General features: G+C 72.0%; 9 protein-coding genes and 3 pseudogenes. 2 read left to right on the top strand and 10 right to left on the bottom strand.

The window, feature by feature from the left end:
• The first annotated feature begins 46 nt into the window (after positions 1-46).
• Both NFU81_RS21250 and NFU81_RS21245 read left to right on the top strand, forming a co-directional pair.
• Positions 47-2,221, top strand: coding sequence for an MMPL family transporter (locus tag NFU81_RS21250; RefSeq protein ID WP_251492250.1), 2,175 nt, complete (start codon positions 47-49; stop codon positions 2,219-2,221).
• 146 nt (positions 2,222-2,367) lie between these two features.
• The gene (locus tag NFU81_RS21245) at positions 2,368-2,634 is read left to right on the top strand and encodes a metal-sensitive transcriptional regulator (RefSeq protein WP_251492329.1); all 267 of its coding nucleotides are present in this window, start codon (positions 2,368-2,370) and stop codon (positions 2,632-2,634) included.
• A gap of 231 nt (positions 2,635-2,865) precedes the next feature.
• On the opposite strand, the pseudogene NFU81_RS21240 reads toward NFU81_RS21245, so the two are convergent.
• The 10 genes and pseudogenes from NFU81_RS21240 to NFU81_RS21195 all read right to left on the bottom strand — a co-directional run.
• Positions 2,866-3,311 (bottom strand): annotated as a pseudogene (locus NFU81_RS21240) (universal stress protein); the annotation flags it as partial.
• Positions 3,312-3,396: 85 nt separating this feature from the next.
• Positions 3,397-3,905 (bottom strand): annotated as a pseudogene (locus tag NFU81_RS21235) (STAS domain-containing protein); the annotation flags it as partial.
• Between the two features lie 65 nt (positions 3,906-3,970).
• Positions 3,971-5,206: pseudogene (locus NFU81_RS21230) on the bottom strand (ISL3 family transposase); the annotation flags it as partial.
• Positions 5,207-5,903: 697 nt separating this feature from the next.
• Positions 5,904-6,782 carry a hypothetical protein gene (locus tag NFU81_RS21225; protein WP_251492249.1) on the bottom strand — a complete coding sequence of 293 codons (879 nt, stop codon included), beginning with the start codon at positions 6,780-6,782 and terminating at the stop codon, positions 5,904-5,906.
• Positions 6,783-6,852: 70 nt separating this feature from the next.
• Complete coding sequence (locus NFU81_RS21220; protein WP_251492247.1) at positions 6,853-7,206, bottom strand: cupredoxin domain-containing protein; 354 nt, start codon at positions 7,204-7,206, stop codon at positions 6,853-6,855.
• Positions 7,207-7,217: 11 nt separating this feature from the next.
• Positions 7,218-8,837: a multicopper oxidase family protein gene (locus NFU81_RS21215; protein ID WP_251492245.1), complete on the bottom strand. Its 1,620-nt coding sequence runs from the start codon at positions 8,835-8,837 to the stop codon at positions 7,218-7,220.
• The gene (locus NFU81_RS21210; RefSeq protein ID WP_251492243.1) at positions 8,834-10,171 is read right to left on the bottom strand and encodes a hypothetical protein; all 1,338 of its coding nucleotides are present in this window, start codon (positions 10,169-10,171) and stop codon (positions 8,834-8,836) included. The genes NFU81_RS21215 and NFU81_RS21210 overlap by 4 nt, the downstream gene beginning before the upstream one ends.
• A complete protein-coding gene (locus NFU81_RS21205; RefSeq protein WP_251492241.1) occupies positions 10,168-10,854 on the bottom strand; it encodes a methylamine dehydrogenase light chain in 687 nt (228 codons plus the stop codon). Before NFU81_RS21205 ends, NFU81_RS21210 begins: the two co-directional genes overlap by 4 nt.
• Before the next feature lie 108 nt (positions 10,855-10,962).
• Positions 10,963-11,577, bottom strand: a complete 615-nt coding sequence (locus NFU81_RS21200) for a redoxin domain-containing protein (RefSeq protein WP_251492239.1) — start codon at positions 11,575-11,577, stop codon at positions 10,963-10,965.
• A 99-nt stretch (positions 11,578-11,676) separates the two neighbouring features.
• Positions 11,677-12,261: a MauE/DoxX family redox-associated membrane protein gene (locus tag NFU81_RS21195; protein WP_274038179.1), complete on the bottom strand. Its 585-nt coding sequence runs from the start codon at positions 12,259-12,261 to the stop codon at positions 11,677-11,679.
• Positions 12,262-12,453 lie beyond the last annotated feature (192 nt).

Genomic DNA, 12,453 nt, shown 5'->3' with positions numbered 1-12,453 from the left:
GGGTATTCCATCGTTCTGGTAGAGCACGACAAGGAAGGCTTGTTCCATGACGTCCGCACCATCACGAGGAGTCGGGTCGTCCTGCCGGCCGCCTCATGCCCCTGAGGCGGGCGGCTCCCCCGGGCCGTTCGGCCGCCTGGGTGTCTGGTCGGCCACCCACACCAGGAAGGTCTTCCTGCTGTGGGTGGTAGTCGTGGCCGTCCTCGGCGCATTCGCCCCGAAGGTGGAGTCCGCGCTGTCGGGCGCCGGCTGGCAGGCCAACGGTTCGCAGTCGGTGGCCGTGCGGCAGATCGCCCAGGACCACTTCGGCGGCAACGCCTCCTCCGCGATCCAGGTCGTGGTGCACGCCGACCGGCCAGTGACCGATCCCTCGGTGCAGAAGGTCATCACCCAGGCCGAATCGATCGCGCAAGGGGACTCCCGCATCGCGGCCGTCGTGCCGCCGCAGCCCGGCGCCACGATCAGCCCCGACCGTCACACCGCGATCGTCCTGGCCGGAGCCAAAGCCGACCCCAACGAAATGGTCCGCGCCGCAGACGACCTCAAGGGGCCGCTCGGGGCACTGTCCGGGAACGGCGTCACCGTCAACGCCACCGGCGCCTCTGTGCTGTGGAGCGACTTCAACACCGCCAACCATAACGCGATGATCCACTCCGAGATCCTGTCCTGGCCCGTGACCCTGATCATCCTGGTACTGGCCTTCGGCTCCCTGGTGGCCGCCGGACTGCCGCTGCTGCTGACCATGGCCGGGCTCGGCGCCTCCGCCGGATCGCTGGTCCTGCTCACCCACCTGACACCGGTGTCGATCTGGGCGATGAACTTCGCGATGATGTTCGCCCTCGCCCTGGGCATCGACTACGCCCTCTTCATGGTCATGCGGTTCCGCGGCGCCCGGATGGGAAGGGCCCGCACCACCGTGCAGGCCGTCGCCGAGACAATGGACACCGCCGGCAAGGCCGTCGCCCTGTCAGGCGCCACCGTCCTGGTCAGCCTGTCAGCGGTCATGCTCGTACCCTCGCCCGCCTTCCGCTCGATGGCCGGCGGCATCATGCTCGCCGTCGCGTTCGTCCTGGCCGCGACGCTGACGCTGCTGCCCGCGGTGCTGGCCAAACTCGGACACCGCATCGACGCGGTGGCACTGCCCTGGGCGAAGGTCGGCGAGCACCGCTCGCCGCGGTTCGCCGCCTGGGGCGAGCGCCTGTGGCGCCGCCCCGTGGCCTACGGCGCCGCCGCCCTCGTCGTGCTGCTGACCCTGGCAGCGCCGGTGATCGGCCTGCGTACCGCCATGCCCTCCATCACCGTCCTGCCCAAGGACGCCTCCGCCCGCTCCGGCTACACCGCCGTACAGGACGCCTTCGGCCCCGGCGCCCCCGGCACCCTGCAGATCGCCGTCCCCTCCGCCTCGGCCGACCAGGCCGCGCAGGTCGCCCAGCACACCCCGGGCATCGCGACCGTCATGCCGCCACAGACCGCCGCCGACCACTCCGGCTGGTCGATGATCCAGGCCGTCCCCAAGGTCGACCCCTCCGACCCCGCCCTGTCACAGACCATCCACACCCTGCGCGCCGGCCTCCCCCACGGCAGCCTGGTCGGCGGCGCATCCGTGGAGAACCTCGACCTGCAGCACCTGCTCACGCAGAAGACCCCGCTCGTCATCGGCGTCGTCCTCGCCCTGGGCTTCCTCCTGCTGCTCATCGCGCTGCAGGCACCCCTCGTCGCAGCGCTGGGCACCGCGGCCAGCCTGCTTTCCACCGGCGCCGCCTTCGGCGTCGCACGCCTGGTCTTCCAGGACGGCCACGGCGCCGGGCTGCTCGGCTTCGCCTCGCAAGGCTTCCTCGACGGCTGGGCACCGGTGTTCTTCTTCGCGATGATCTTCGCCATCGCCATGGACTACACCGTCTTCCTGCTCGCCTCGGCCAAGGAACACTACGAACGCTCCCGCGACGTCAAGGACGCCATGGTCGGCGCCATGGCCCACTCCGGCCGCGTCATCTTCGCCGCCGCAGCCGTCATGGTCGCCGTCTTCTTCACCTTCGCCATCTCCGGACCCCTCCCACCCAAGGAGATGGGCATCGTCCTCGGCGTGGCCGTCCTGCTGGACGCCGCCCTCGTACGACTCGTCCTGCTGCCCGTACTGCTCCGCCTCACCGGCCACGCCGCCTGGTGGAGCCCCGCCTGGCTGCGCCGGATCCTGCCGAACGTCCGCTTCGCCCACGACTGACCGGCCGGCTCCCTACGGGGCGCATCCGCGTCCGGCCGAGCAGCACGCGGCCGGACGCGGGCCGGGCGACACCGCAGACCGGTCCTTATACCCCCTGGGGTACAATCAAAGCAAGTGGAACCACTGAAGGAGGTGCGGTCATGGGAATGGCAGTGGACGAGGACTCGGTCCAGGCAGTCCTCAACCGCCTGCGCCGCGCGCAGGGCCAGCTCTCAGGCGTGATCGCCATGATCGAGGCCGGCCGCGACTGCAAGGACGTCGTCACCCAGCTCGCCGCCGTGTCCCGCGCCCTCGACCGCGCCGGATTCAAGATCGTAGCCAGCGGCATGCGCCAGTGCATGACCGCCGCCGATGGCACCCAACCGCCCATGACCGAGGCCGAACTCGAAAAGCTCTTCCTCACCCTGGCCTGATCCAGCACCACCGCCGAGCCGGGCACGGCAACCAACGGCGCGGGAGAAGACACCGCCGAAGAGGTGACGTCCCCGCGACCTCATCGACTGCTTGCCGGGCGGAGCCTGGACTCATTGCCCCTTCTACTCAAGGGGAGCGACGGGCCTGCTCTTCGTGCCATGGCGGAAGACCCTCTCGATGCCCACCGGCGACGATGCTGCCGCATTGGCCCAAGCCGCAGATCACGCGGGTCAGTGGGCGACGCGGGCTTGGCTGCCGACGACAGCCACGGGGCAGCGCGCGTGGTGCAGCACCGCCTGGCTCACCGATCCGAGCAGCAGCCCCGTGAACCCGCCACGTCCGCGGGCTCCGACGACCAGGAGCTGGGCGTTGCTGCTCTCGGCGACAAGCGTCTCCCGCGTGGCCGCACGGACCGACCGCAACTCGACCGGGACCTGCGGATACCGCTCCGCACAGCCGACGAGCGTCTCAGCGAGAAGACGTCCCTCATCCTCCCCGAGCAGACCGGGCTCGTAGGCGTACGGCATCGTGGGATCTTGTGGCGGTGGGGGCACGGGGACTGTCCAGGTCGTCCACGCGTGCAGCGCCACCAGGCCGGTTCCGCGCACAGCGGCCTCGTCGAAGCGAACGCGACCGCCGTCTGCCCGGCCGGAGAACCGTCGACTCCCACCAGCAGTCCGGCAAACGCCCCCGAACTCGTCACCGCTCCGTAGCCGCGCCCCGCCCGTGAGTGGACGGCGCTTGTCGAAGGTGGGGGCGGGTCAGTGGGCGCCGGTGAGTTCTCCGCTGAGGTTGCCGTGCATCTTGGCGCTTTCCTCGTTGAGGCCGATGACGGTGACGGCCTTGCCGCGGACGGCGTATTTGGTGGTGATGGCGTCCAGGGCGGCGACGGAGGAGGCGTCCCAGACGTGGGCGCCGGTGAGGTCGATGCCGACCTTGTCGGGGTCGCCTGCGTAGTCGAACCGGGTGACCAGGTCGTTGGAGGAGGCGAAGAACAGCTCGCCGGTGACGGCGTAGACGACGCTGTTGCCGTCGGGGTCGGTGACGGCGGTGACGTGGGTCAGGTGGGCGACGCGGCGGGCGAAGATCACCATGGCGGTGATCGTGCCGGCGACGGCCCCGATGGACAGGTTGCTGGTCGCAACGGCGAGACCGTGGTGACGGCCATCACCACGGTCTCGCCGATCGGCATCCGCTTCAACGTGGGGGGCTTGACGGAGTGCCAGTCGAAGGTGCCGACCGACACCAGCACCATCACCGCGACCAGGGCGGGTCTGTACGGTGACTGGCCCTGCCTCACTTTCGGTGGTGACGGAGCGTGCCGCTATCCGAGGAGCAGGCCGCGGTGAGCTTGGCCAGGAATTCGTGTTGCTCGGCCTTGAGGTTGTCCGGCCTGGTGAGGAGCATCCGGGCGAGACGGCGCGGGGAGATGTGGCTGCGTTCGGCGTCCGCGCGGCCCTGGTTGATGTACTTGTGCAGGAGGTTGAGGCAGCCGGTGAAGCCGAGGGCTTTGATCTCGTCGAAGAGGTGCCTGACGGGGACGGCGGGGTCCTCGGCCCGGCGTTTGCGCAGGTGGTCGCGGTAGGGGTTGACGAGGCCGGCGCGGTATTTGGGGACGCGGAGCATCCGCTCGGGCCGGTCGGCTCGGGCGTAGCGTTTGACGGTGTTCAGGGCCAGTTGGAGGCGGCGGGCGCATTCGAGCAGGCCCACGCCCTGGTCGAGGAGACCGTGGACCTGGGGCCAGCGTTCCAGGGTGGTCTGTGCGCGGGGCCCATCGTAGATCGGTGCGTCCAGGACGGTGGCCCAGCACGTGCTGTGTGTCTTCACCTCGCTCAGGGCTGCTTCGCGCAGGTTGTGCCACAGATGCCAGCGGTCAGCGACCTGCACCGCGTCGGGCAGAGCGCGGCGGATCGCCTGCGCATAGGTGGCCGATCCGTCACGGCAGACGACCTCGACGTTCGGATGCCCGCGCAGCCACGCTTCGAGGGTGTCGGCGGTGCGGTCGGGCAGCACCTCGATCCGCTCATGGGTCTCAGCGTCGATCACCACAGTGGCGTAGCGGTGCCGCCGGCGCAGAGCGAAGTCGTCGACGCCGATCACACGGGGCATCCGCCCGGTGGGCAGCGGAATGCGCAGCAGGGCACGCAGAGCCGTGTGACGGGACAGGCCCACCGCAAGCCCCGCCAACAAACGTGACCCCGCCCGGCCCGCTAACTCTCTGACCACGGCCTTGACCTGCCAGGTCAGACGGGCCGTGCGCCGCTGATATCGCTCCAGCACCCCGGGCAGTTGCTCGCGGAAGGTCTGCCGGCAACCGCGCGTGGGACACACCAGGCGCCGCACCCGCACACGGACCACCACACGCCGCCCGTCGACCGGCACATCGGCCACCGTCCGCAACTGGTAACCGTGCACCTGCCTCGACGACACCGCGCACACCGGACAGACCGCGGCATCCTGCGGAGTCCGCGCCCGCACCACGATCCGCTCACCCTCGTCCAGCACCCCCTCGATGACCAGCGGGGACAACCCCGAAAACACCGTCCGCACAAGCTCGTTGACTTCCCTCACACGAAGGTCAACGACCCTCAACACGCTCCGTCACCACCGAAAGTGAGACAGGGCCAGGGAGGCGGCCTGGTCGACCGCGGCGGTACTGGGCAGCGCCACGTAGGGGAACGTCGCGCCGGGCGGGCGCGGCGCCTTCCAGGGCCTGCAGTTCGATGTCCAGGACATCGTCGGTGCTCGGCAAGCGGTTCGCTTTCACCGGTGCGCAACCCTTCCGGCGCTTCCTACCGGGAGTTCGTCGACACTCGGAAGCGCGCCGGGTGGCGAGGCGAGACACGTCCCCCGTGCGACTGCTGCAGCAACCCTCCTCGACGATGTCCGTACGCGACGGTCTGTCCATGGCTGGACCGATCGCTCGCGATGACGGGTGGGCACAGGAGAGGTCGCCGAGGCGCCACCGGGGGCGCGTCCAGGGCGCATGGGGGCGAGAATCACCGCGTCCCCGCGAGAATCGCTGAGGGTGGTTTCTGCATGCCGGAGGCCATCTCGGAGGGGGGTTGGCCCAGGTCAGAGCAGGTGCGTTGAACGTTTCGGTTCATCGTGGAGCCGAGCGGGCGGGAGGCCGTCCGGCCCGGGCGGAGTGGGCCGGGCGGGGCACCCGGTCTGTGGATGAGGAGGTGCCGCGGGCGCGCGGGTTCGTCGCCGGATGGGACGGCTGCCGTGGGTGCGGCAGCCGTCCCGGACCGGAGCGCCTGCGGGATCAGAGTGTTGCGAGGCTCGCGAAGGCGGCCAGGGCGGCCAGCCCCGCGCCCGTGACAGTCTGGACCCGGCGGTCCATCACGCACATCATCGAGAGGAAGCCGGGCATCGAGCCGCCGCGCCGGCTGTGCAGGATGGCCAGCAGGCTGGGCAGGCAGCGGCCCAACGCCACCAGCGTGAACAGCGCGGCGCCGAGGTCGGGCGAGCCGGATGCCAGGACACCGAGGACGAGCAGGTAGTAGGCGCTGGACCGGATGAAGATCAGGAAGCCGGGGCCGATCATCGTTCCGAAGAGCAGGGAGACCTTCCAGGGTTCGGTGGTCTTGCGCAGGTGGCGCGGCAGTTGGCGGCGCCGCATGGGGGTCGGCATCCGCACCATCCCCAGCTCGTGCAGCCCGTAGGCGATGGCCGCCGCGGCCCAGACGAGGAGCAGGACGGTGACGGGAACGGCCGCGGTGACCGGGGCGCCGAGGAGGCCGAGCAGCGCTCCGGTGGGGACGGCGGTGGCGACCGAGCCCACAGCGTGCCAGCCCAGCCGCCGCCACGGGGTGGAAGCGCCCTTGCGGCCCGGCTGCTTGGGCGCGGCGACCACGCCGGCCACCGACATGCCGCAGGTGGACCAGTTCGCCGCCAGCGCCGTCAGGGCGGCGGCGCCCGTCGCGGCGGCGGTGAGGGCGGTGCCGCCGGCCGGGTCCGACGCAGCGGTGGCCGCGCCGGCGGCGACGGCGCCGGCCAGCAGGGCGGCGCGGGTCCGGCCGGATACGGCCCGCCGCAGCGTCGGGCGGATGTCGGGGACGTCCGCGGTGAGCGGCGGGTGGGCGAGCGCGTCGCGGACGCGGGTCCCGGCAGCCGGGGCGGGCCGGGTGAGTGTCTGTGTCATGGTTCCTCCGGGGTCGGGCGGTGGTGGTGGGACGAGGCGGGCGGCGGCGCCGCGGCCGGGGGCGGCCGGCTCAGTTCTCGACGACGACGCTGCCGGTCATGGCCGGGTGCGGGGTGCAGTGGTAGGTGAAGGTGCCGGTCTTGTCGAAGGTGTGGCGGTAGGTGCCGGCGGTGCGCAGTTCGCTCTTCAGCACGCTCGCGTTGGCGCCGTCACCGGACACGTCGTGCGGCATGCCGCCGTCGTCCCAGCGCCACTCGACCGTCTGGCCCTTGGCGACGGTGATGCGGGACGGGTTGAAGGCCATGTTCTTGATCGTCACGATCACCGGTGCCTTGTTCACCGGCTGGGCCTTGGCGTCGCTGCCGCACGCGGTGAGGACGGGTGCCAGGGCGACGGCGAGCACGAGGGGGACCAGCTTTTTCACGGTGTTTCCTTTCAGCGGATGTAGTGCAGGTCCGCGGCCATGCCGGCTTCGAAGTGGTAGGCGTTGTGGCAGTGGAACATCCACTCGCCGGGGTTGTCGGCGTCGAACTCGACGGCGAGCGAGGTACCGGGCAGGACGTTGACGGTGTCGCGACGCAGTCCGCCGTAGGCGGGCACCGCGAAGGTGTGGCCGTGGGTGTGCATGGGGTGCCACATGCCGGAGGTGTTGCGCATGGTGATGCGGACGCGCTCGCCGGTCTTCATGACGAGGCCGCCCGCGTCCCGGCCGGCGATGCCCCACTGGTAGCGGCCCTCGGCCCGGAGGAGTTCGACCTCGTAGGAGCGGTCCGGGGCCCGCTTGTCCAGGCGTACGGAGGCGGCGGGGCGCAGCGCGCTCTCCAGCACGAGGCGGCCGTCGAGCTCCGGGACGTCGGCCGGCAGCTTCCGCTGCGGGGCGGCGTCGGTGGTGCGCAGGACGGTGGCGGCGTGTCCCGGGCGGCCCTCGGCGCGGGCGACGACGGGCCACGCTCCGGAGCGGACGGTGACGAGGACGTCCACGCGCTGTGCCATGCCGAGCAGGACGGCGTCGGCCTTCTGCGGCTGCGTGTCGTACCCGTCGACGGCGACGACGGTCAGCTCGTGGCCGGCGACGGCGAAACGGTACGGGGTCTCGGCGCCGGCGTTGACAATCCGCAGCCGCAACCGGGTGCCCGGCTTGCACCGGATGGGCCTGGGGTCGTTCGGCGGGCGGCCGTTGATCAGGTGCAGCGGGTAGGCGATGTGCTGGGTCATGCCGCCCAGCACCTTCGAACGGCCTTCCCCCTGGCCGACCAGGCGGGCGGCGGTCCGCTGCTCCGGGGTGCCGCCGCCCGTGCCCGCGCCGGTGGTCGAGGCGGACGGGGAACCGGAGTGGTCCATGCCCGCCATGCCCCCCATCCCCGCCGTGCCGCCTCCCCCGAGCGCCGGGTTGAGGGCGGCGAGGACCGCGTCCGGAGTGGTGCCCAGCCCGTCCAGCCAGTCGTCGAGGACGAGGACCGCGTCGGCGTCGGCGCCACTGCGGTCGTCGGGGTCCTCCACGACGAGGGCGCCGAACAGGCCCCGGTCGGCCTGGAGTCCGCTGTGCGAGTGGTACCAGTAGGTGCCCGGGTCCGGCACGGTGAAGTCGTACGTGAACCGGCCGTCCCCCGCCGCGATCGCCGCCTGAGTGACGGGGGCGTTGCCGTCCATGTCGTTGCGGATGCGGATGCCGTGCCAGTGCAGGGTGGTCTGCTCCGTCAGACGGTTGGTGACGGCGGCGCGGACCCGGTCGCCCTTGCCGACCCGGAGTTCGGGGGCGACCGCCTCGCCCCCGTACGTCCAGGTGTGGGCGCGCCGGCCGCCCAGGTCGACGGTGGCGGCGCCGGCGGTGAGGGCGAAGGACGCTGTGCGGCCGCTGCGGTGGCGGGCGGCCTCGGCCCGGCGCACCTCGGGGTCGGTGGGCAGGATGAACCGCCGGGCCGCCTGGTGCGTACCGCCGCTGCACGCGGCGAGCAGCCCCAGGCCGCCGAGCCCGGCCGTGCCCGCCGCGAGAGCGCCCAGCCGCAGCACCTCGCGGCGGCCGAAGGGCTGTTCGCCGGGCAGCGGGCCGCTCATCCGATCGCCTCCGGGGTGATCAGGCCGCCGATGTCGCCGAGAGCCCCCTGGATCGTCTTCGACGACACGACACGGCCGGTCGCGGCGTCGACCCCGACGACCTTCTGGGTGGGCCGGCCCTCCTTCTCGGCGCCCGCGCCGACGACGTACAGCGTCTTGCCGTCATAGCCGTAGGCGATCGCCGCGATGCCGGTCACACCGAGCTTCTTCAGCGGCAGGACGGTGATGGAGCGGAAGGCGGCGGCAGCGTACAGGACGACCTCGGACTTGTCGCCGGCCTGCGCCGAGTCGGGATTGGCGGCGGAGTCGGTGTAGGCGACGGCGACGCTGCCGGCCGTGGAGTTGATCACGCTGTCGGCGAAGCGTCCCTCGGCGCGGCCCGCGTTGCCGACCGGTTTCAGCGGGGCGGAGGGCAGGCCGTGCGAGAAGTCCGGCAGGTAGACGTCACCGCCCGCGTCGATCAGCAGGCCCTGCTTGGCGTCCGCGGCCCAGCCGACGGTGCGGGCGCCGGTGAAGTCGGCGGGAAGCACCTTCGCGCGGCCCGCCACCTTGGGCCTGCCCTGCGCGTCGATGCTGATCCTGACGAGTTCCCGGGTGTCCTGGCACACGCTGTACACGTCGTGTCCGACGGTCCAGGTGAAGGGACCGCAGCCGCGCAGGGCGAGGGCGCCGCTCTCCTTGTGCTCCTTCAGGTCGATCACGCGCAGGCCGTAGAGGCCGTCGTCCCAGGAGACGAAGTACCGGCCGTCGGAGGTGACGGCGTGGGAGCCCGTACGGGAGTGCAGGCGGGCGTAGTCGGGGAGCTTGATCTCGTCCGGCTTGAGGAGGTCGCCCGCGTAGGTGCTCACCGTGAAGTCGGCCTTGCCGCGGGAGCCGCGGGGCCGCCACACCTCGCCGGCGAGCACCGCGGGGTCGGAGGGCTTGGCGCCGATGAAAGCGTGCACGACCGGTTCCCAGATGCCCGGGCCGACAACGATCCGGGAATGCGTCGCGCCGGTGGTCGGGTCGAGGACCTGGAGTCCGTCCTCCAGGCTGCCGAAGCCGCCCGGCAGGGTGACCAGGTCGTTCTTGGTGATCGGGGTGATCGCGCCGACGTGGAGCTTCTCGGGGATGACCGACGGGATCGTCTCGTCCTTGCTGCCGAGAGCGGTGGTGGAGTCGGCGGGCGACCAGGCCTGGGGCTGGTAGCTGACGACGCCTTCGGGCGGCGCGGTCTTCTTCGTCGCGTCGCCGTCGTGGGAGGAGGAGGTGCAGGCGGTCAGCGCGAGGGCCAGCGCGAGCGGCGGGGCAGCGACGCGGAGAGCGCGCAGTCGGGTGCGTGAGGTCGGGTTCACGAGCCGGCACCCACCTTCGGACGGTCCGCGGGACGTACCTGGCAGTCCTCGCCGATGATCGGCGCCAGCGTGCAGGTGTAGGACTGCGACTCGTCGGAGACGCACCAGATGATCTCCTGGTCGTAGCTGCCGGCCGCAGGGTTGTACATCCGGGCCTGGACGTCGGGGTCACCGCAGAAGGCGTTGGTGCAGCCGGGGGCGCCGCAGCAGTCGTAGTACGCGATCAGGTAGGTCTTGCCGTCCTTCGGGTTGGTGCAGCAGCCGACCCAGAACTCGGCGCCCGGCTTGCTGCCCGGGGCGCAGGTCGTCACACCTCCGCCGTCGCAGGCGGCGCAGGCGGCGCCGTCCATGTTGCACCAGCGCCAGTACTCGCACTCGGCGGGGTCCTTGCCCTTGTAGGTGAGGGCCGCCGGCTCGTGGTCCCCGCCGGCCTTCGGCGTGGCGGCGACGGCCTCGGTGCTACGGGTGACCGGTAGCGCGCCGATCACGGCGACGCCGGTGGCGCCGACCGTCCAGCGGCCGAGCCGCCCGATGACCGAGCGGCGCGAGACACGTTCGGACATGCGGCGGCCCGCGCGCCCGACGAGGCTGCCGCCGCGGCCTGCCAGCCACTCGGCCTGTTCCTGCACGGTGTGTTGGTCGACCGGATACCGGTTCTCATGACTCTCCTGCTGGTGCTCCACCGAAGCGCTCCAATCTGAGGGAAGGGGGTGGGGATGGGGTCCGGGTATGTCGCCCCGCGGGTGCCGGCGATGTCCGGCGAGGTCGTCCCGGCGGTGTCCGCGGGACCGTCAGGCGGCGGCGTCCGCCTGGGCCTTGGCCTGTGCGTGCAGGTGCTGGAGCGACGGAGTGCCGGTCTCCAGGGCGTTGAGCAGGCTCTCGACCTGCGCCATGTGGTTGCACAGGCCCTTGCCGCGGATCTTGCCGTGTTCGTCGAGCACCACCGCGTACGGCGTGGTGCCCACCTGGTAGGCGATGCCCACGTCCCGGGCGTCGACGTAGGCGAGCTCCGCGCCGATGCCGCTGCCCGCGAGGAACTCCCGGTGCTCCTCGGGTGTGCCGTCGGACACCAGCACGACGTCGAGTTCCTTCTCCGCCCTGGCCATGCTGCGGATGCCCGGCAGCAGGCTTTTGCAGGTGGAGCAGGACGGTGCGGTGAACACGAGGAGCTGCGGCCTGGCACGGTGGCCGCCGATGTCCACCGTGCGGTCGAGCTGGTCGGTGAGGCCGCGGAAGGAGGGACCGGCCTGGTCGACTCTGGGCCCGGTGTCCATCATCCGGGCGCCGAGCGGGCCGAGGCGGACCTGCACCCGCCCGATCTCCCGGGCGAGCGCCAGCAGCATGAGGAACAGCAGTGCGGTGGCCGCCCCGAGTACGGCGACCGCGGTGAGCAGGAGCGTGTTCATGGTGTCCTTGTCGTCGGAGGAGGCGGACGCACGCGGGCGACGCGCGGGCCACGGCCCGCCGGGGCTCGGCGGGGCTCGGCGTACAGGTGGGGCGGGATCTCAGCGGCGCGAGGGGCCGGCCGGCGCCTGGCGGAGCGCCCCGGCCGCGCGGGACAGATGTGTGTCGACCGGACGGCGCCCCGGATGGACGACCTGCCGTACCTGGGCAGCGGCGGTCACCATGGCGAGCAGCAGGGCGGCCAGCGCCACGGCCACCGCGTGCCCCGCGAGACCGGGTCCCCGGTACGTCGCCACCGTCAGCCCCGCTACCAGGGCGAGGGCGAGCGCGCGCAGCGCGTGGAACCAGCCGATGTGCGGCACCGCGTCCTTGACGCCGAACGCGAAGCAGCCGCAGTCGAGTTCGCGGCGGCCGCGCAGGAGGTTGACCGTCAGCCCGGCGCAGAAGCCGAGGAACAGCAGGCCGCCGAGCGCGGCGGCCGGCCGGACGGCGACGCCCAGGACGAGCAGGGCGCCGACCGCGATCTCCGCGTACGGAAGGAGCAGGGCGACGACCCGTTCGGCGCCGGCCGGCAGCACCTGGTAAGCGCGTACGACGCGCAACAACCCCTCGCGGTCCCGCAGTTTGGGCACCCCGGCGACGAGCAGCGTGCCGCCCACGACGGATGCGAGTAGGGAACATGCCATGGAGAACACGCGGTCCACCCGTCCTGTCCTGCTGAGCTGCGTTGACGTGGCCGCCGCGCCCGGTGCGGGGCGGCGTCACGCGGCGCCGTGTCCGTCGGCGCCGAGTTCATCGTGGTGAGCCGGCGTGACGGGCCGGAGACAACGGCGAAACAATCGGCGGCCCGGCAAGCGGGAGGGGCGCGGGGGCCGCGC

Origin of the sequence: Actinacidiphila cocklensis, from assembly GCF_907177275.1 — a bacterium.
Classification (GTDB): Bacteria; Actinomycetota; Actinomycetes; order Streptomycetales; family Streptomycetaceae; genus Actinacidiphila; species Actinacidiphila cocklensis.
Note: the sequence above shows the minus strand (reverse complement) of the source record. Positions and strands in the feature narration are given on the sequence as shown.

Excerpts from the sequence above, each read along its gene's own strand:
- NFU81_RS21250 (WP_251492250.1), top strand. The coding sequence starts at position 47 with ATGACGTCCGCACCATCACGAGGAGTCGGGTCGTCCTGCCGGCCGCCT.
- NFU81_RS21245 (WP_251492329.1), top strand. The coding sequence starts at position 2,368 with ATGGCAGTGGACGAGGACTCGGTCCAGGCAGTCCTCAACCGCCTGCGC.
- NFU81_RS21225 (WP_251492249.1), bottom strand. The coding sequence starts at position 6,782 with ATGACACAGACACTCACCCGGCCCGCCCCGGCTGCCGGGACCCGCGTC.
- NFU81_RS21215 (WP_251492245.1), bottom strand. The coding sequence starts at position 8,837 with ATGAGCGGCCCGCTGCCCGGCGAACAGCCCTTCGGCCGCCGCGAGGTG.
- NFU81_RS21200 (WP_251492239.1), bottom strand. The coding sequence starts at position 11,577 with ATGAACACGCTCCTGCTCACCGCGGTCGCCGTACTCGGGGCGGCCACC.
- NFU81_RS21195 (WP_274038179.1), bottom strand. The coding sequence starts at position 12,261 with ATGGCATGTTCCCTACTCGCATCCGTCGTGGGCGGCACGCTGCTCGTC.